This window comes from Hymenobacter daecheongensis DSM 21074, assembly GCF_900141805.1.
In the GTDB taxonomy this organism is placed as follows: Bacteria; Bacteroidota; Bacteroidia; order Cytophagales; family Hymenobacteraceae; genus Hymenobacter; species Hymenobacter daecheongensis.
The window spans coordinates 223,588-242,222 of the sequence record NZ_FQYN01000005.1 but is presented as its reverse complement, the minus strand read 5'-3'; the positions used below and the strand labels follow the sequence as shown (position 1 = coordinate 242,222).

General features: G+C 62.2%; 14 protein-coding genes. 9 read left to right on the top strand and 5 right to left on the bottom strand.

Features of this window, described 5'->3' with window-relative positions:
• The first annotated feature begins 1 nt into the window (after position 1).
• From BUB62_RS11585 to BUB62_RS11555, 7 genes are all read left to right on the top strand, one after another.
• The gene (locus tag BUB62_RS11585; RefSeq protein WP_073110222.1) at positions 2-1,027 is read left to right on the top strand and encodes an SDR family NAD(P)-dependent oxidoreductase; all 1,026 of its coding nucleotides are present in this window, start codon (positions 2-4) and stop codon (positions 1,025-1,027) included.
• Between the two features lie 300 nt (positions 1,028-1,327).
• Positions 1,328-2,113, top strand: a complete 786-nt coding sequence (locus tag BUB62_RS11580; RefSeq protein WP_073110219.1) for a prolipoprotein diacylglyceryl transferase — start codon at positions 1,328-1,330, stop codon at positions 2,111-2,113.
• A 29-nt stretch (positions 2,114-2,142) separates the two neighbouring features.
• Positions 2,143-2,943: a hypothetical protein gene (locus tag BUB62_RS11575; protein WP_073110216.1), complete on the top strand. Its 801-nt coding sequence runs from the start codon at positions 2,143-2,145 to the stop codon at positions 2,941-2,943.
• Positions 2,944-2,952: 9 nt separating this feature from the next.
• A complete protein-coding gene (locus BUB62_RS11570) occupies positions 2,953-4,350 on the top strand; it encodes a radical SAM protein (RefSeq protein ID WP_073110213.1) in 1,398 nt (465 codons plus the stop codon).
• Entirely contained in the window at positions 4,350-4,625 is a 276-nt protein-coding gene (locus tag BUB62_RS11565) for a hypothetical protein (RefSeq protein ID WP_073110211.1), read from the top strand. The genes BUB62_RS11570 and BUB62_RS11565 overlap by 1 nt, the downstream gene beginning before the upstream one ends.
• 27 nt (positions 4,626-4,652) lie before the next feature.
• Positions 4,653-4,952 carry a hypothetical protein gene (locus BUB62_RS11560; RefSeq protein WP_073110208.1) on the top strand — a complete coding sequence of 100 codons (300 nt, stop codon included), beginning with the start codon at positions 4,653-4,655 and terminating at the stop codon, positions 4,950-4,952.
• Between the two features lie 334 nt (positions 4,953-5,286).
• Entirely contained in the window at positions 5,287-6,987 is a 1,701-nt protein-coding gene (locus tag BUB62_RS11555) for a flavin monoamine oxidase family protein (protein ID WP_234988682.1), read from the top strand.
• Between the two features lie 88 nt (positions 6,988-7,075).
• Here the strand turns inward: BUB62_RS11555 and BUB62_RS11550 are convergent, their stop codons facing one another.
• From BUB62_RS11550 to BUB62_RS11540, 3 genes are all read right to left on the bottom strand, one after another.
• On the bottom strand, positions 7,076-7,585 hold the full coding sequence (locus tag BUB62_RS11550) for a hypothetical protein (protein WP_073110205.1): 510 nt from the start codon (positions 7,583-7,585) through the stop codon (positions 7,076-7,078).
• Positions 7,586-7,887: 302 nt separating this feature from the next.
• Positions 7,888-8,718 (bottom strand): DNA-formamidopyrimidine glycosylase, encoded by an 831-nt coding sequence (mutM, locus tag BUB62_RS11545; RefSeq protein WP_073110203.1) that lies wholly within the window; start codon positions 8,716-8,718, stop codon positions 7,888-7,890.
• A gap of 195 nt (positions 8,719-8,913) precedes the next feature.
• Complete coding sequence (locus BUB62_RS11540; RefSeq protein WP_073110200.1) at positions 8,914-9,774, bottom strand: M48 family metalloprotease; 861 nt, start codon at positions 9,772-9,774, stop codon at positions 8,914-8,916.
• 216 nt (positions 9,775-9,990) lie between these two features.
• On the opposite strand from BUB62_RS11540, the gene BUB62_RS11535 reads away from it, so the two are divergent.
• The gene (locus BUB62_RS11535) at positions 9,991-12,126 is read left to right on the top strand and encodes a T9SS type A sorting domain-containing protein (protein ID WP_073110198.1); all 2,136 of its coding nucleotides are present in this window, start codon (positions 9,991-9,993) and stop codon (positions 12,124-12,126) included.
• A gap of 121 nt (positions 12,127-12,247) precedes the next feature.
• On the opposite strand, the gene BUB62_RS11530 is transcribed toward BUB62_RS11535, so the two are convergent.
• Together BUB62_RS11530 and BUB62_RS11525 are read right to left on the bottom strand one after the other, a co-directional pair.
• Complete coding sequence (locus tag BUB62_RS11530; protein ID WP_073110195.1) at positions 12,248-14,044, bottom strand: ABC transporter ATP-binding protein; 1,797 nt, start codon at positions 14,042-14,044, stop codon at positions 12,248-12,250.
• Positions 14,045-14,387: 343 nt separating this feature from the next.
• Positions 14,388-15,386 (bottom strand): chemotaxis protein CheB, encoded by a 999-nt coding sequence (locus BUB62_RS11525; protein ID WP_073110193.1) that lies wholly within the window; start codon positions 15,384-15,386, stop codon positions 14,388-14,390.
• A gap of 225 nt (positions 15,387-15,611) precedes the next feature.
• Here BUB62_RS11525 and BUB62_RS11520 point away from each other — a divergent pair, with 225 nt between their 5' ends.
• Positions 15,612-18,617, top strand: coding sequence for a CheR family methyltransferase (locus tag BUB62_RS11520; RefSeq protein WP_084539013.1), 3,006 nt, complete (start codon positions 15,612-15,614; stop codon positions 18,615-18,617).
• The last annotated feature ends 18 nt before the right edge of the window (positions 18,618-18,635 follow it).

Here is an 18,635-nt window from a genome sequence, read left to right as displayed (position 1 = left end):
TATGAAGCAATCTACCCGAAACAACTGGCTGGCCGCCGCGGGCGCGGGCGTATTGCTGGCCGCTGCTACTCTTTTCGCCAATCGCCGGGGCTCCTACGAGCTGCGGGGGCGCGTGGTGCTCATTACCGGCGGCTCGCGCGGCCTGGGGCTGATATTGGCCCGGCAGGCCGTAGCCGAAGGGGCCCGCGTGGCCATCTGCGCCCGCGATGCCGACGAGCTGGAGCGGGCCCGCCAGGAGCTTGCCGCCTCCGGGGCCGAGGTAATGGCCCTGGTGCGCGACCTTTCCGATGCCGTTGAAGTCCGCACCCTGGTGGCCGAAGTGGAGCAGCGGCTCGGCCCCATCGATGTGCTCATCAACAACGCTGGCATCATCACGGCCGGCCCGCTCGACCACATGGAAGTGCGTGATTATGAGGAGTCCCTGGATGTGCATTTCTGGGCCCCGCTGCACGCCATGCAGGCCGTGCTGCCCGCCATGCGGCGGCGGGGCGAGGGCAAAATCGTGAACATTGCCTCGGTGGGCGGCAAGGTGGCCGTGCCGCACTTAGTGCCGTATAGCGCCGGCAAATTCGCGCTGGTGGGCCTTTCCGAAGGCTTCCGGGCCGAGCTGCTCCAGTACGGTATTGAGGTAACCACCGTATGCCCCGGCCTGATGCGTACCGGCAGCCCGCGCAACGCCACCGTGAAGGGCCAGCACGAAAAGGAATACGCCGCCTTCAGCATCGCCGACTCGCTGCCCGTTATTTCGATGGATGCCGACAGCGCCGGCCGCCTCATATGGAACGCTTGCCGCCGCGGCGATGCCGAGGTGATTCTGGGCCTGCCCGCCAAGCTGCTCGCGGCCTTCCACGGCCTGCTGCCCGGCACCACCGCCGACCTGCTCAGCTGGGCCAACCGCACCCTGCCCGGCCCCGCCGACGTGTTCGGCAACGAGCGCCGCCGCGGCTCCGAAAGCCAGTCAGCCCTCTCCGAGTCGTGGCTGACGACGCTGACGAAGAAGGCGGAGAAGCAGAACAATGAGCTGTAGAAGGTATTTGGAAGCGCAAATCGTCTGTCATCCTGAGCTTGCGAAGGACCTTACAGGATGAGAACGATAATCGTGGTAACGGCTCGTGCTTATCCCATAAGGTCCTTCGCTTTGCTCAGGATGACAGACGATTTACGCTTCTAAACAGCTTCAATTTCCGAAAGCCCATTACCGTACCAACGGCAATGGGCTTTGCGCTTTACAAAAGCTTGCGTACTTGCCCAAAGAATTCCCGCCGCCTTCCCCGCCCCAGCTGGCAGGCGAGAGGAAGCCCGCTACCACCACCCACCGAAAACCAGCTTGACCTACCCCGTTCACCTTGCTCTGGGCCCGTTGGTGCTGCCGGTGCACCTGCTGCTGGAAGTGCTGGCCTACACCATCGGCTACCGCCTGTATCAGCACCTGCGCACGCGCACCACCGACCCGATTTCCGATGAGCACCGGCTCTGGATTTTTGTGGGCTGCGCGGCCGGGGCGCTGCTGGGCTCGCGCCTGCTGGGCCTGCTGGAGCACCCCGAGCTGCTGCGGCACCCGCCCGGCGGCTGGCTCCACTACTTCACCAACAAAACCATCGTGGGCGGCCTGCTGGGCGGCCTGATAGGAGTGGAGCTAACCAAAAAGCGCCTCGGCATCACGGCCTCCAGCGGCGACCTGATGGTGTTTCCCATCCTGCTGGCCATGGGCATCGGCCGCCTGGGCTGCCACCTCGCCGGCCTCGAAGACGGCACGTTCGGCACCGCCACCACCTTGCCCTGGGGCATCAACTTCGGCGACGGAATCCTGCGCCACCCCACCAACCTCTACGAAATTGGGTGGCTCGGGCTACTGGGCGCTGCGCTGTGGCTGCTGGAGCGGCGCGGCCCGCTGCCGGATGGCTGGCGGTTTCGGCTTTTTATGGTAGGTTACTTGCTGTTCCGTCTGCTGGTCGAATTCCTCAAGCCTACGCCCGCGCCCAGTGGTTGGGGGCTTACGGCCATTCAGTGGGCCTGTGTGGCGGGGCTGGGGTATTATGGGTGGCTGTGGATAAACGGTCGCAAGGGTGATAACCCATCAAGTAATGTATTTAAAGTACATTCGATCCATTAATTGTAGGCTATCGAACGCAGTTTTTGCATATGAAAGAATTGGGTAAGTACTCGAGAGAAGCAGATGTAGCAGTATTGCGCTTAGCCTTCAACCTAGTGCCGTATGTTGGGCCAGTACTCAATGAGCTTGTTTTTGATATTAGAGGCCGCGTAAAACAAGATCGGCTTAATAAATTTACGGAAATGTTTGCCGAGTATTTTATTGGTAAACCAGAATTCGATACAGATGCTTTAAGAACCGAGGACTTTGGGGATTTGTTTGAGGCTGTAATAAACCATGTTATTCAAACGAAGTCAGAGGCAAAGCATATTAGATATAGGGATATTTTGATTAAGAAAATTGAAAATACTTTGCCGGATGAAAATAACTCAGCCAGGTATCTTGATTTAGTTTCAATTCTTAATGAAAGTGAAATAGCTATTTTAGATAGTCATAGGGTCTTTGACGAGCATTATAAACAGGATAGTGAACTGCTCGAATCATTCAGGCAACAAAAGACCCAATTGATGTCTCAATACAGAGATGAATTCAAGCTTTCAATTGAAGGTCATGCGAATAATAAGTCACAAGTAAAGGATAATATTACCCTAGTAGAAGATGGTATTGTGAATTTAGAAGCTGAGTTATTAGTTTATGATGTTCGTAGAGAGGCGCATTTTTATAATATTTCGGAAAAACAATTTTTGTATTACAAACAAAATCTGTATTCAAAAGCTTTGCTAATTGATAGCGCAACTGGAGGTGATAGTTATGGTTATACACCCTTTGCTGCAATGGGTATAACTGAATTTGGAAAGGAATTCTTAGAGTTTCTGATCAATAAAAAATAACTTCTGCTCATGCCCGAACGCCCCTACACCTACTACGACTTTACCCTGAGCCTGTGCCCGCACTGCCTGCGCCGCGTGGAGGCCAAAATCGTATTTGAGGACGGGGGAGTGTATATGCTCAAGCGCTGCCCCGACCACGGCCGGCAGCGCGTGCTCATTGCCACCGACATCGAGTACTACAAGAGCATCCGCAACTACGTGAAGCCCAGCGAAACCCCGCGCCGCTTCAATACCGCCACCCACTACGGCTGCCCCTACGACTGCGGCCTTTGTACCGACCACGAGCAGCACAGCTGCCTCACCGTCATTGAGATAACGGACCGCTGCAACCTGACCTGCCCCACCTGCTACGCCGAAAGCAGCCCCACCCACGGCCGGCACCGCACCCTGGCAGAGGTGGAGGCAATGGTGGATGTGCTGGTCGAAAACGAGGGGGAGCCCGACGTGGTGCAGATTTCGGGCGGCGAGCCCACGCTGCACCCGCAGTTCTGGGAGATTCTGGATATGTGCAAGCGCAAGCCCATCAAGCACCTGATGGTGAACACCAACGGCGTGCGCCTGGCCAAAGACGAAGCCTTCGTGGCCCGGCTGGCTACCTACGAAGGAGCCTTCGAGGTGTATCTGCAATTCGACTCCTTCAAGAAGGAAGCCCTGGAAAGTCTGCGCGGCCGCGACCTGCGCGACGTGCGCCTGCAGGCCTTGGCGCACCTGAATAAGTACAACCTCAGCACCACGCTGGTCGTGACGCTGCAAAAGGGCCTGAACGATGATGAGATGGGCGAAATCATCGACTTTGCGCTGCAGCAGCGGTGCGTGCGCGGCGTCACGTTTCAGCCCACCCAGTCCGCTGGCCGCCTCACCAATTTCGACCCCGCCACCGACCGCCTCACCCTCACCGAAACCCGCCAGCGCATCATCGACCAAAGCCTGTTTACGGCCGCGGACCTGCTGCCCGTGCCCTGCAACCCCGACGCGCTGGTAATGGGCTACGCCCTGAAGCTGGACGGCCAGGTGTTTCCGCTCACGCGCTACGTGCAGCCCGCCGAGCTGCTCCGGAGCGGCGGCAACACCATTGTGTATGAGCACGATAAGCGCCTGCGCCAACACCTGCTGCGCCTGTTCAGCACCGCCAATACCGTGGATACCATTATCCCGGAGCTGAACCAGCTGCTGTGCTGCCTGCCCAGCATTCAGGCCCCCAATCTGAAGTACGAAAACCTGTTTCGCGTCATCATCCTGCAGTTCATGGATGCCTGGAATTTTGACGTGCGGGCCGTGAAGAAGTCCTGCGTTCATATCGTGAGCAAAGACCTGAAAATCATTCCTTTCGAGACAATGAATATATTCTACCGCGACCCGGAAAAGCTGGCCCGCCTGGCCGAGCTGCGCGCCAAATCGGTGCTGTGATGGAGAAAATAGAGAAAGAAAAGAAGAAGCCCGACAGCTACTTCGGCCGGATTCTGGCCCTCAACTTGGCGGTGGTGGTGCTGCTGCATGTGGGCCGGCAGCAGCTGGCCCCGGATGTACATATCTTCGGCGCCCTGTTCGGGGTGGTGCTTATCAATCTGGTGATGCTGATTTTCTTCATCGAGCGGGACGAGAGCGAAAACAAGCTGGCCTGCCTGGTATCGGCCTTCGTGATCCTGCTGGTCGGCTTCAGCGACTGCGCCAAGTCTTTATGAGCTGCCATTCAGTATCTTCCGGGTACTATGGAGCCTGTTAAACCCATCCCACCAAACCACATTCTGCGCAACAACCTGCTGGGCGTGCTGGCCGCGGCCGTGGTGTTGGGCCTGCTTTCCAGAGTAACCGATAGTGCCAGCACCGTTGTGTTTGCGCTGGGCTACGGCGTGCAGGTGCTCGTGAATGTGATTCTCGGCATCACCCGCCTGGGCAACGCCACGCCGCCGGGAGCCGCGCCCTATTTCCTCAGTGCCCTGCTGGTTCTGCTCATTGGCTTCGGAGCCTGCGGGCTGATGGTGGTAACCAACCTGGGCAACATGCATTAACGGGTGCGGAAGCTGGCAAGCTCCAGGGCTGAATAAGACAGGTTTGTAGAGAGCTGTGCGTAAAGAGAACCAAGCCGCGTAGCGGTGGTGAAGTCGTTGAGGCGGCTCTGTCACCGCTGCGCGGCTTGGTCGTTTAGGCTCCCGTCGATCCTACAAACCTGCCGCCGCTACGCGGAACTGAATTGCTTCAGGCGCTATGCTCTGCCTGAACGGAAAATCCAGTGCGCGGCGTTTGCCTTAATTCCTGTTTTCTCTAAGTTGATTCACATTCACTTGCTTTTATTCAAGCGAGAATAGGTATGTTTAGAGGATCTGTTTCTTTCACTTTTTGCATATGATGAATACTTCTACTCCTTTTCCCAAAGCCCGTACTCCTTTGCTGCGGGCGCTGCAACAAGCGTTTGGTCTGGCCGTGGCGGCCAACCAGCCCGAAGCACCCTCGGCGGAAGTACTGGCCGAGATGGCCACCACCCAAAGCCGCCGCGACTTTCTGACCAACGCCGCCAAAATGGGCCTGCTGGTAAGCGCCGGCGGCCTGCTCGCGGCCTGCGAAACCGACGTGGTGGAACCCGCCGGCCCCCGCGGCCAGGCCGCCTCCGATGCCCAGGCTTCGCCAGCACGCATTGTGGTAGTAGGAGCGGGCATGGCCGGATTGAACTGCGCCTACCAGCTGCGCAAAGCTGGCCAGCGCGCCACCATCTACGATGCCAGCTCCCGCACGGGCGGGCGCATCTTCACCGCCACCGGCCTCATGGCCCCCGGCCTGACCACCGAGCTGGGCGGCGAATTCATTGACAGCGGCCACCGCGACATGCTGCTGCTGGCCCAGGAGTTTGGCCTGCCGCTGCTCGACGTGGAAGCCCCCAGCGAAACCGTGCTCCGCAAAGACGCCTACTTTTTTGGCGGCCAGCACTACACCGTGGCGCAAGTAATTGAAGCCTTTCAGCCCTACGCCCGCCAGATTGAGGCCGACTGCCGCTCGTTGCCGGGCACCATCACCTACGACAACCTGACCGCCGCCGCTGCCCGCTTCGACCAGCTTTCCATTGCCGCCTATTTCGATTCCATCGGCCTGACGGGCCTGATCCGGACGCTGCTGGAAGTGGCTTACCTCACCGAATACGGCCGCGAAGTGAGCGAGCAGACCGCCATCAACTTCCTGTGGCTGTTCTCGGCCGATACGCACAAGGGCACGTTCGACATCTTCGGCATCAGCGATGAGCGCTACAAGATTCAGGGCGGCAATCAGCGCCTCACCGACGCGCTGGCCCAGCAGCTCAGCGGCCAGATCGTGCTGCAGCACAAGCTGGTAGCGGTGGCCCAGCCCGCCGGGAGTGCCTACGTCCTCACGTTTGAGCAGGCCAATGGCCGCCGCGTGCAGGTAGAAGCCGACTACGTGGTGCTCACGCTGCCCTTCACGCTGCTGCGGCAGGTGGATATGCAGATGGCGCTGCCCGCCTGGAAAACCAACGCCATCCGCAACCTGGGCTACGGCACCAATGCCAAACTGATTCTGGGCTTCAATGGCCGCCCCTGGCGCACCGAAGGCTACACCGGCTACCTCTTCTCCGACCGCGCCGCGCAGGGCGGCTGGGATTCGGGCCAGCTGCAGCCCACCACCCAATCGGCCTTCACGGTGTATTTGGGTGGGCAGGAAGGCGTGCGCGTCGGCACGGGCTCGGCCCAGTCGCAGGTGAGCCGCTACCTGCCGGTGCTGGAAGCGGCCTGGCCGGCCGCCCGCGGCCAATACAATGGCCGCGCCGAGCGAATGCACTGGCCCACGCACCCGCACACGCTGGCCAGCTATGCCTGCTACGCGCCGGGCCAGTACACCACCATCGCCGGGGCTGAAGGCAAGGCAGTTGGCAACCTGTTCTTTGCCGGCGAGCATTGTAGCGCCTGGTACCAGGGCTTCATGAACGGGGCCGCCGAAACCGGCCGCATGGCGGCCTCCGATGTGCAGGCGGCCCTGCGCGGCAAGGGCATCGCCGCGCTGCAGGGCCGTCTGCGGCAGCGGGCCCAGGCGCTGGTATAGCGCCGCCCAGCTGCTGGCCTCAAACAGAAACACCCCGCCAGCACGGCGGGGTGTTTCTGTTTAAGCTGAACGGTGGAACTAGGGGTGATTAGTGCGAATACACGTTCGTGAACGAAGCAGCAGCGCCGTTGGTGCCGGCCTCAGTGTGGGTCAGGCGCAGCGTGGTGGCACTCAGCTCGGCCACGGCGAAGCGGTGCACGCCATGCGACTGGGTCACGATCAGCGAATCGCCCTGCTCGCTGAGCTTCCACGAGCCGGTGAGCTGCTGCGCAGCCTGCGGATGAACTTTGACGGCGGCTTCATCAACGATGTAAGTGCCACCTACTTTGTAGGAGAATACGTTGTCGCGCACCCAGGGCTTGAGGCGGTCGAGCAGGCTGATGGTAGTGGTTTCTTTAGCGTCGGCGGCTACGGCGGTGGTAGTCAGGCCGGTGAGGTGCCATGGGCTGGCCGTCAATAGGTCGCTCTTCGATAGGTTCTGCGTAGCGGCGGCAGATTCCTGAGTGGCGGGCTGTACTTCTTCCAGCTCTTTCTGGCACGAGGACAAGGAAAGGGTGGCAGCGGCGGCCAGGCTCAGGAAAACGGACATTTTCTTCATGGCAACGAATTAGGTGATTTAGGTGATTTGAATATCCCGCCAAGCAGTATGAGCGATGATATTCGGGTCCAACAACACTTTTATCGGGGCACGCTGCCTCGAATCTGCGGTGCTAACCTGCCGGATTTTCAAATAGTTCGGCTTTTCGCGGAAAAAGACAATAATTCAAACTTTATGTCAGGAAATTAATATTCGAATTTAGCAAAACAAAATTATGGCAAAGCATAGTCGGTTAATTGAAAAGAAGCAAAAAAGCCCTCAAAAAGGGCTTTAAATGGCATTATTAATAAAATTATATATAACTATTCTGATTTTACGGGTTCGGGCTGGCAGCGCGGGCACACATAAGTGGCTCTTCCGCCAACGTAGCTTTTTGCAATTTTGGTTTTTGAATGTTTGGGGCAGAACAAGTGCTTTTCGGTCCCCGGCGTGGCCGATTCGTCCCATCCGCGGGCATGAATAAGGAAGGAGGCCGGGAAGTGACGGTAGGTGGCTTCGTGGCTGATGGCGGTGGTGAGCACCAGCTGAATAGCCGCGTGCAGCGCCTCAAATTCGGCCGTCACCAGCGTATTGGCCCGCCGCTCGGGATGAATTTTGGCCTGAAACAGTACCTCATCCACAATCCAGTTGCCCAGGCCGGCCGTGATACTCTGGTCGAGCAGCAGCGGCTTGAGTATGGTTTTCTTGGGGCTCAGCCGCTGCTGCAGCTGCGTCGCCGTCACGTCCAGCGCATCGGGCCCCAGCTTTTTGGCCTGCTGGTAGTGGGCCACGCTTTCGGTCAGGCGGATGCGGCCGAACTTGCGCGGGTCGATGAAGGCTACGCGCAGGCCGTCGGCTAGGTGCAGGGCCACGCGGGTGAAGCGGGGCGCGTCGTGGTCGTGGCGGTAGGCCCCCACGTCGCCGCTCATGCCGAAGTGCAGTGCCAGCACCTGGCCGCTGCTCAACTCCAGAAAGCAGTTTTTGCCGATGCGGCGGGTGGCCGTTACTTGCCGGCCCACCAGGTTTTCGCGCAGCACGTCTTCGGGTGTGCCCAGTACATGCGCGTCGCGCACTTCTAGGGCCACGATGGCCTGGTGCAGAATGACTTCGTTCAGAAAGCGGCGGTAGGTTTCAACTTCGGGTAGCTCGGGCACGGGAGAAACGAAAGAGGATGGAAAAGGGAGAATTTGCGGGCTGGTCGGGCTTAACAGCCATTGGGCCCATTGGGTTGGACCGAAGCAGGTGGCTGCCCATTTTGGCCCAACCCAACGGGCCCAAAACGCGCAACGCCCCTCACCACAAACTGGTGAGGGGCGTTGCAAACCGGCACTCAGGCCGAATCAGCCGCGCTACGACGGGTCGGAGAGCAGGCCCACCTGCTGGCCCTGCGGGTTGAACACGCCGCCGCTGGCACTCACATACAGCCGGCGCTGCTGCCCATCGATCAGCACGTAGGGAAACTCGGGGCTGGCCGAGCGGGTGAGGCGGCCCACCAGCTGGGGCGCGCCATTGTCGGCATCCACGCGCATCACGTTCAGGCGGCTGGTGAGCAGGTAGGCCTCGTCAGGGTTGGCCCGGAAGGTGATTTTGCCCACCACCTGCAGCGGCTCGGCGGTGGGAGTGGGCCGGGCCAGCGCCACCGGCGTGGCCGACGGCGCGGCCGTGCGGGCGCTGGCCGCAATCTGGCTGTTCGACTGCTGCCAGCCCTGGCTGATGGCCGTGAGGCGGTTGAAGCGGCCGGGATGCGTGGGCGAGGCCGCCTCGTCGGAAACCAGGGCCATAGCGGCCTGGGCTTCGGCCAGGCTGGCGCCCATCTTGCGCAGCACGAAGCCCGAAAACTCATCGGCTTCCAGCTCATCGGCGGGCTTGCTGCCGCCGGCCAGCAGGGTGTGGCCGTTGAGGTGGTGGCCCATTTCGTGGGCCAGAATGCTGATGCCGGCCCAGTCGGTGCGGCCGGCGCGGTTCACGGCCGCCACAAACCGGGGGTTGTAGAGCAGGTAGCGGTGGCCGTCGTAGACTACGGCGGCGGCATTCTGCACGGCCGTGGTGGCGCGCAGCTCGAAGCGGGGCTTCAGGCCCACCACGTCGGTTATCTCGCGGAGCACGTCGCGCGGGGCGGGGGCGGCCTGGGCCTGCGGGCGGCCCGAGAGCAGGAGGCCGGCGGTGAGCAGCAGGCTCGGAATACGGCGGAAAATGCGGTCAGCAATCATGCAGATATCCTTTTGAGTAGGGCGGACGTAATTCAATAATTCAGCCAGAATTTAGCCAGCAGTAGCCTGCCGGGCCAGAAATCAGCTACGGGAATGAAACGCTGAACCCGTCATTTTCGTGCTTCGCGGCCCGCAAATGGCCGGTCGGAGTTACGGTTGGCTGGCCCGCCCCTCTGCGGCCGGCCGGTAAGTGTGGTCTTTTCTACTTCTTGAGCCATGAAAGCACACCAACGCTACTGCCTGCCTGCTGCCTTCGCCGGGGCACGGCTCTTTATCTTTCTGCTGATACTGAGCGCCTGGACCGGCGCGGCAGTCGCCCAAACAGGCTGTATGCTGCGCCCCGTGCCGCTACCCGAGCGGATGGCGGCGGCCACGCTGGTGGTAGAAGCCAGCGTGGGCCCGCAGCAGGTGCTGGCCGGGCGGGGCGGGCACCTGTTCACGGTCAGCGAGCTGACCATCTATAAGGTGTTTCAGGGCCAGCTGCCGGCCGGGGGCGTGCGGCTGGCTGAGCCCGGCGGCACGCTGGGCCTGCGCCGCGAAGAGGTGAGCAGCGCGGCCGGCCTGCTGCCCGATGAGCAGGGTGTGTTTTTGCTGGAGCCCGACCCGGCCTCCGGCACAGCGGGGCTGTATCGGCTGCAGGCCGGCCCCCAGGGCATTATTCGCTACGATGTGGCCCGCCGCACGGCCGTCGAGCCGTTTGCCCGCTACGCCTCCATTGCCGGGGCGCTGTATCCGGTGCTGGAGCAGCTGGCCGGGCAGGCAGCACGTCCGGTGCGGCCCAATCTGCTGCTGGCCGCGCCGCTCCCCCAGGCCCGGCCCGCGGCCCAGCCCGGCATCAGTTCGTTCAGCCCGCAGGCGCTTACGGCCGGCACCGGCGCTGTTCTCACCATCGACGGCAGCAACTTCGGGGCCTTGCGCGGCAGCGGCAGCGTGAGCTTCCCGAACGCCGACAATGGCGGGGCCACGTTCGTCACGGCCAACCCGACTGACTATGTGCTATGGTCGGATACCAGGATTCAGCTGCGCGTACCGTCGGCGATTGTAGGCGGCTCCGTCTCGAACGGAACGGGCAACACGGCCGGCACCGGCGTGTTCCGCGTTACGAACGGCACCGGCGAAACCGGCACCAGTCCCACGGCCCTTACCGTCACCTACGCCCTCATCAACCTGGTGCCCAACAACGGCGACACGCCCAACCGGCCGCGCCTCATCAACGACGACGGGCAGGGCGGCTACTCGCTGCAATACAGCCCCAGCTTCACGAGCCGGGCGGGCGCGGAAGCGGCTTTCGAGCGCACGCTCACTACCTGGGCCTGCGCCACGCGCCTGCGCCGGGTCATGGTTCTTGCTGCCGGCCCCGAGGCGACGGCTAGCGACGGCGTCAACGTGGTGCGGTTCGGCTCGGCGGTAGAAGTGCCCAGCGGGGTGCTGGGCGTTACCAACTCCTATTATTCGGGCTGCAGCGTCAACGGTGTAGCGGCCTTTTCGCTGGTCGAAATGGATTATACCTTCAATACTAGCACCAGCTGGCAGTTCGGCCCCGCGCTGGCTTCCGGCTCCGATTATGATTTTGAAACCGTAGCCCTGCACGAGCTGGGCCACGGCACCCAACTCACGCACCTTATCGACCCGCCCGCGGTAATGCACTTTTCCGTGCCTAACGGGGTGAACAAGCGCACCTTGGATGCCGATAGCGACATTGCCGGCGGCACTGATGTGTTCACCTTTAGCGCCAGCAACCCCTGCACGGCTTCGTTCCCGTCTCTGAGTCCGCCGGTGGCGGCGGCCGTGCCGGCGGGCTGCACCACGCCGCTGCCGGTCGAGCTGGTGGCTTTCGCGGCCCAGTATGAGGCCGGGCGCGGTACCCGCCTCACCTGGACCACCGCCAGCGAAACGAACAGCGCCTTTTTTGCGGTGGAAAGCAGCGCCGAGCCGGCCGCCGGCCGCTGGGCCGAAGCCGGGCGGGTGCCGGCGGCGGGCAGCAGCAACACGCCGCGCACCTACGAGCTAATAGATGCCCGGCCACTGACGGGCGTGCGCTACTACCGCCTCCGCCAGACCGATGCCGACGGCAGCACGCAATATTCGTCGGTGGTGGCCGTGAGCGGGGAAGCATCGGCGGCACTGAGCTTATATCCGAATCCGGCTACTGACCGCCTGCGGGTGCTGGCCCCGCGGCCCGCCGGCGCGGCGCGGCTCACCTTTATTGATATGGCCGGCCGCGCCGTGCTGCGGCTGGCGCTGGCCCCCGAGGTGCCCGAAGTGCCGCTGAGCGGCCTGCGCCCCGGCCTCTACGTGGTGGAGTGGACCGACGGCACCACCACCCGCCGCGGCCGCTTGGTGAAACAGTAGCGCGGAAATCTGTTCCGCGACGAGCAACGTGAGTTCCGGTTTTGCGCCGCTTGCGCTTCTGCCAGGAACTCGCTCTGCTCGTCGCGGAACGGATTTCCGCGCTACTTGTCTGCTAATTTTATTACGCTTTGGCCAGCTTGCGGGCGGGCAGAATATCGGCGGTGGGCCGCTCGCCGATCTGCTGCCGCCACATGGCGTAGTAGAGGCCTTTCTGGGCCAAAAGCTCGTCGTGGCGGCCCTGCTCGGCGATGTGGCCGCGCTCCAGCACGAAGATTTTATCGGCGTGCAGGATGGTGCTCAAGCGGTGGGCAATGAGGATGGTGATGTGCTGGCGCGAGCCCGACAGCTCCCGCACCGTGGTGCTGATTTCTTCCTCCGTAAGAGAGTCCAGCGACGAGGTAGCTTCGTCGAACACCAGTAGAGTGGGGTGGCGCAGCAAGGCGCGGGCAATGCTGAGGCGCTGCTTTTCGCCCCCGGAAACCTTCACGCCGCCTTCGCCAATCACCGTATCGAGGCCGAGCGGGGCGCGGGCCAGCAGGCCGTCGGCGGCGGCCTGGTGCATAGCGTGCAGGCACTCTTCGTCGGTGGCGGCGGGGGCCACGAAGAGCAGATTTTCGCGGATGGTGCCGGCAAAAAGCTGGGTGTCCTGGGTCACGAAGCCGATTTGCTCGCGCAGCTGGTCAAGGTCGAGCTGGGCGCCGGAGATGCCGTTGTAGAGAATCTGGCCGCTGGCGGGCGGATACAGGCCCACTAGCAGCTTCACCAGCGTGGTTTTGCCCGAGCCGGAGGGCCCCACAAAGGCAATGGTTTCGCCCAGCTGGGTTTCAAACGAAATGCCATCCAAGGCGGAGGTGGCGGCCGAAAGGTGCTTGAAATGTACGTCGGCGAAGGCCAGGGTCTGAATCTGCTCGATAACCTGCGGGTTGGTGGGCTTCACTTCCTTGGGCGTGTCCAAGATCAGCTGGAAGTTAGCCAGCGAGGCCTCGGTTTCGCGGTACACGTTGATGATGCTGCCCATTTCCTGCAGCGGCCCGAAAATGGCGAACGAGTAGATGAAGAACGAGAAAAACTCGCCCACGGAAATGATCTTCTGCACCACCAGAAACAGCAGCATGAGCAGAATCACATTGCGCATCAGGTTCACGAAGGTGCCCTGCACAAACGACAACGAACGCAGGTAGCGCACCTTTTTCAGCTCCAGCTTCAGGATTTTGTCGGTGGTGGCGCTCAGGCGGGTGGTTTCCTGCTGGGCCAGCCCCAGGCTTTTGATTAGCTCAATGTTGCGCAGGCTTTCGGTGGTGGAGCCGGCCAGGGCCGTGGTTTCGGCCACAATGGTTTTCTGAATCACCTTGATGCGCTTGCTCAGAAACAAACTTAGGGAGCCCAGCAGCGGAATGGTGAGAAAATACACCGCCGCAATGGGCCAATACACGCTGATGGCGTACCAGACCACGAAAATAATGCCCACCAAGGAGATGAACAGCACATTTACAAAGCTCTGAATCAGGCGCTCCACGTCGGTGCGCACCTTCTGCAGCTTGCCCAGGGTTTCGCCCGAGCGCTGATCCTCAAACACCTGGTAGGGTAGCTCCAGCGAGTGCCGCAGGCCATCGGAATACAGCTCGGCCCCGAGGCGCTGGGTGATGACGTTGGTGTAGTAATCCTGAAAGTTTTTGGCAATGCGCGACACCATCGCCACGCCCATTGCCTTGAGGATCAGGATGCCCGCGCCGCCGGCCAGAAAGGCCCAGAAGCCATCGTGGAACACCGTCTTGCCGGCATTCACCACGTGGCGGTCGATGATCTGGCGGAAAATATAGGGGTCGAGCAGGGAAAAAACCTGGTTGATGGCGGCCAGCAGCAGGGCCAGGGCCAGCAGGCCCCAATAGTGGCGCAGGTAGCTGTAGAGAAGTTTCATGGGGAAGGAGAAGAGGAATAGATAGCAAAGCCACGAAGCCGGGCGGATGTTTCGCCCCCGCCCGGCTTCGAGGCTCAGTCAGGGCGCAAAGGACGCTAAAAAGTGAGCCGCCGAAAGCTAGAGCCGTTTTGGGGTTGGGGTATCTGGCGCGGCCTTGGGGGACCTCACCCCCGACCCCGGTTCGCTTTAGGCGCGAAGCCTTGGGGAGAGGGGAGCCTGACGACCCATGTGCCAACCGAACAAACGCAGTAATCCGGCGGCTCGGAGCCAACTGCCGGATGACAAAGATTGTATGCGTTATAACGCACAATTTGCCTTGAAAACAGTGGGTTAACAATGTCGGCTAGTGCTCCGTTTGCGGGCTGCCGCTGGTGCCGTTCAGCATGAATTCGCGCAGGCGGTTGATGTGCTTCTTGATTTCTGCCACCCGCTCCTCATACTGCCGGTTAAGTGCCGTGTCGCCCCGCGCGGCCATGTTGGTGAGCAGGGTTTTGCGCTCTTCCAGCATCCGCATAGCCACCCACAACGACTCCTCCAGCCCTTCCTGCGACTCTTTTAGCAGCGAATCGGCGGTGAAGGCGTGGCCGGTGTGGCAGCGGTAGCGCAGCACCTGGCCGTGCTTCATCTGCCAGAGCGAGCCGCCGCAGTCGGGGCAGGAGAGGGGCACCTGGTCGCCCAGCACGGCGGCTTCTTCCACCGTGCCCACCACGCGCTCCGCAATGGCGGCCTCCAGTTGGATGTCGGCCGGCACTGGTATCGGCTCGCGCACACTCTGAAAAACCAGCTCCTCAAGGCGGGCTCCGAGGCGGGCCAGCGGCACCACATCGTCGATGGCCACGTTGCGAAGCGCGCTTTCGGGCATACTCGGAAACTGCGCGTCCTCGGGGTCCTGCACCAGGGCCAGGCCCCCGCAGCGCTTGATAAACTCCAGCCCGGCCGTGCCATCGTGCAGCATACCGGTGAGCACCACGCCAATGGCGCGGGATCCATAAGCCGCCGCCACCGACCGAAACAGCGTGTCGGCGGCGGGGCGGTAGTGGTTTTCGCGGGGGCCTTTGGTAATGAGCAGCTTGCCCGCGCGCACCAGTAAGTGGCGGTCGGGCGGGGCCAGGTAGAGGTGGCCGGGCTCGATGGGCATGTCGTTTTCGGCCAGGTGGCAGGGCAGGGCCGCGTGCCGGGCCAGGCGCTGCACCAGCAGCTCGCCCGACGAGTCGGGGGACAGGTGCTGCACCACCAGCACGGCCGCGGGCAGCGTGCCGCGCAGCTGCTCAACGAGCTGGCACAGCGCAGGCATTCCGCCGGCCGAGGTGCCGATGACGATGATATGAGGATGACCGTTCACGGGTTGAGCGTAGGGCGAGAAGAGAGCCGACGGGGCGGCCGACCGGGGTGGGGCCGGTCAAAACGTACGTGCAAAGCCCGGCCAGGGCTACGGGTGCCCCCGAATTATTTTCGGCCAAAACCGTCCATACCCAGCCGCCACGGCAGAATGTAGTTAGCTTTGAATAGGAAAGCACCCCCGCGCTGCCCCGTCGGCGGCGCGTTGGCCGGTGCCCCAGCGTTGCCCATGCCCACCACCCCGCCACCCCCGCCGCCCGCCGATAAGCCCGACTCGGCGGCCCCGCTGCCCGCCGTGCCGGCCAAAGCGCCGCGGCGCACCGAAAACGGCCCCGATAAGTTTCCGATTGTGAGCCTGGGCGGCTCGGCCGGCTCGCTGGAGGGCTTCGAGCGGTTTTTTCGCAACCTGCCGCCCGCCAGCGGCGTGGCCTTCGTGGTGGTGTCGCACCTGCTGCCCGATGTCGAGTCGGATCTGGCCAGCATACTGCAGCGCTCCACCGATATGCCCGTGATTGAAGCGCAGGATGGCCTGAAAGTGCGGCCCAACCACGTCTATGTGATTCCGCCGGGCAAGGAAATGTCCATTCTGCACGGCACGCTGCTGCTGTTTGTGCCCACTCAGCCGCGCGGCCATCGTCTGCCCATCGATTTTTTCTGCCAGAGTCTGGCCAAAGACGCGCGCGAGCGGGCCGTGTGCATCATCTTCTCGGGCATGGGGTTCGATGGCACCATCGGGCTGAAAATGGTGATGGAGAACTTCGGCATGGTGATGGTGCAGGACCCCGCCACCGCCGCCTACGACAGCATGCCCCGCTCGGCCATTGCCACCGAGTTTGTCGACTACGTGCTGCCCGCCGAGCAGCTGCCGGCCAAGCTGCTCGAATACCTCAGCCAGCCGCTGATGAGCCGGCCCTTCCGCGAAACGGCCGAATCGGTGGCGCGCCCGGCCCACGCCCTGCAGAAAATCTTCACCCTGATCCGGGCTCAGACCGGCCATGATTTCAGCTTCTACAAACGCAATACCGTGTTTCGGCGCATTGAGCGGCGTATGAACTCGCACCAGATCAAGGAGTTTACGCACTATGTGCGCTACCTGCAGGAAAACCCGGCGGAGGTGGAAGCGCTGTTTCGGGAGCTGCTGATTGGCGTTACCCGGTTTTTCCGCGACCCGGAAGCCTTCGAGCAGCTGCGGCAGCATTTGCTGCCCGTGCTGCGCCAGAAGGAGCCCGATAGCACCATTCGGGTGTGGGCACCGGGCTGCTCTACGGGCGAGGAAGCCTATTCGCTGGCCATGCTGCTGCGCGAATGCCTGGATGCGCCGGGAGCCGCGCCGCACCTCAAAATCCAGATTTTCGCCACCGATATCAACGCCGAGGCCATCGACTTTGCCCGCGGCGGCCTGTATCCGGATAACATTGCGGCCGATGTGGGGCCGGAGCGGCTGCAGCGGTTTTTTGTGAAAACCGACGGCGGCTACCAGATCGGCAAGGAGGTGCGCGACGCGGTGGTGTTTGCCCTGCACAACCTCAACAAGGACGCGCCCTTCACCCGCCTCGACCTGCTGTGCTGCCGCAATCTGCTGATCTACCTGTCGGCGGAGCTGCAGCGCAACCTGATTCCCGTGTTTCACTATGCCCTGAATGCCGGCGGCGTGCTGTTTCTGGGGCCCAGCGAAAACCTGACCGGCTTTCAGGACCTGTTTGCGCCGCTCGATGTGAAGTGGAAGCTCTCGCGCCGCCTCGACGTGCCTTCGCCCCTGAACCGGCTGCTCAATTTCCCTTTTTCCCTGGCGCGGCACCCCGCCGTGCTGGCCAGCGCCCCCGATGCTATGCCTTCCTCCCCGCTCCGCAAAGTCGGGCCGTTTGCCGCGCTGGTGCAGAAGGCCCTGCTGCAGGCTTTCTCCCCGCCCGCCGTGGTTATCAATGCCAAAGGCGAGATTCTGTATGTGCATGGGCGCACCGGCCGCTACCTGGAGCCCGCGCCGGGCCTGGGCACCATGAACATCTTCGAAATGGCCCGCGAGGAGCTGAACTTCGAAATCAGCGGGGCCGTGCACCGCGCCACCACCCAGCACCACGATGTGGTGGTGGACAACGTGCGGGTGAAAACCGAGGCCGGCCACCAGCTGCTGCGGCTTTCGGTGAAGCCGCTGGATGCCACCGAGGGCCTGGCCGGCCTGCTGCTGGTGGCTTTCGAGGAGGTGCCCACGCCCCGCAAAGTGCGCACGGGTGGCCCCGGCCGCGCCGCCGCCGCCGAACACGGCCGCGACGCGCTGGTGGCTACCCTCGATAAGGAGCTGCAATACACCAAGCACCGCCTCCAAACCACCATTGAGGAGATGGAAATCAGCCTGGAAGAGTTGAAAAGCACCAACGAGGAGCTGCAGAGCGCCAACGAGGAGCTGCAAAGCACCAACGAGGAGGCCATGACCAACAAGGAGGAGATGCAGAGCCTGAACGAGGAGCTGATGACGCTGAACATGCAGCATCAGAGCAAAACCGACGAGCTGAGCCAGGCCGCCAACGACATGAAGAACCTGCTCGATGCCACCGAAATTGCCACCATCTTCTTGGATAATGACATGGTCATCAAGCGCTTCACGCCGCCCGTGGCCCGCATCATCCGGCTGCTGCCCGCCGATGTGGGCCGCCCCATCACGCACTTTGCCAGCAACCTGCGCTACGACTCCCTGGTGCGGGACGTGCAGCAGGTACTGGATAGGCTGGTGAGCCTGCAAACCAACATTCAGACCACCACCGGCGAGTGGTACGTGATGCGCATCATGCCCTACCGCACCCTCGACAACTACATCAGCGGGGCCGTGCTCACCTTCACCGACATCACGGCGCTCAAGCGTTTGGAAGAGCAGCTGCAGGCCAGCACCGCCTACGCCGAGGGCATCGTAGAAACCGTGCGCGAAATGCTGGTGGTGCTCGATGAGGAGCTGCGCGTGCTGAGCGTGAGCCGCTCCTTCGCCCGCTCCTTTGCCCTGGTGCCCGAGCAGATCCGGGGGCAGCAGTTTCGGGAGCTGGCGGGCGGCGGCTGGCAGGATGCCACTCTCGGCCGCCACCTGCAGGCGCTGCTCAGCACCATGGCCAGCGAGTTCGACGACACAGTGGTAGAAGCCGACTTCGCGGGCGTGGGCCACCGCCGCGTGCTCGTCTACGGCCGCCGCCTGCGCCGCGAAGGCCACCCCACCAGCTGTATCCTGCTCGGGGTTAAAATAGTGAGTTAGTGAGATGGTGAAATGGTG

Coding starts and splice junctions, on each gene's coding strand:
- BUB62_RS11585 (WP_073110222.1), top strand. CDS start 2: ATGAAGCAATCTACCCGAAACAACTGGCTGGCCGCCGCGGGCGCGGGC.
- BUB62_RS11575 (WP_073110216.1), top strand. CDS start 2,143: ATGAAAGAATTGGGTAAGTACTCGAGAGAAGCAGATGTAGCAGTATTG.
- BUB62_RS11570 (WP_073110213.1), top strand. CDS start 2,953: ATGCCCGAACGCCCCTACACCTACTACGACTTTACCCTGAGCCTGTGC.
- BUB62_RS11565 (WP_073110211.1), top strand. CDS start 4,350: ATGGAGAAAATAGAGAAAGAAAAGAAGAAGCCCGACAGCTACTTCGGC.
- BUB62_RS11560 (WP_073110208.1), top strand. CDS start 4,653: ATGGAGCCTGTTAAACCCATCCCACCAAACCACATTCTGCGCAACAAC.
- BUB62_RS11555 (WP_234988682.1), top strand. CDS start 5,287: ATGATGAATACTTCTACTCCTTTTCCCAAAGCCCGTACTCCTTTGCTG.
- BUB62_RS11550 (WP_073110205.1), bottom strand. CDS start 7,585: ATGAAGAAAATGTCCGTTTTCCTGAGCCTGGCCGCCGCTGCCACCCTT.
- BUB62_RS11540 (WP_073110200.1), bottom strand. CDS start 9,774: ATGATTGCTGACCGCATTTTCCGCCGTATTCCGAGCCTGCTGCTCACC.
- BUB62_RS11535 (WP_073110198.1), top strand. CDS start 9,991: ATGAAAGCACACCAACGCTACTGCCTGCCTGCTGCCTTCGCCGGGGCA.
- BUB62_RS11530 (WP_073110195.1), bottom strand. CDS start 14,044: ATGAAACTTCTCTACAGCTACCTGCGCCACTATTGGGGCCTGCTGGCC.
- BUB62_RS11520 (WP_084539013.1), top strand. CDS start 15,612: ATGCCCACCACCCCGCCACCCCCGCCGCCCGCCGATAAGCCCGACTCG.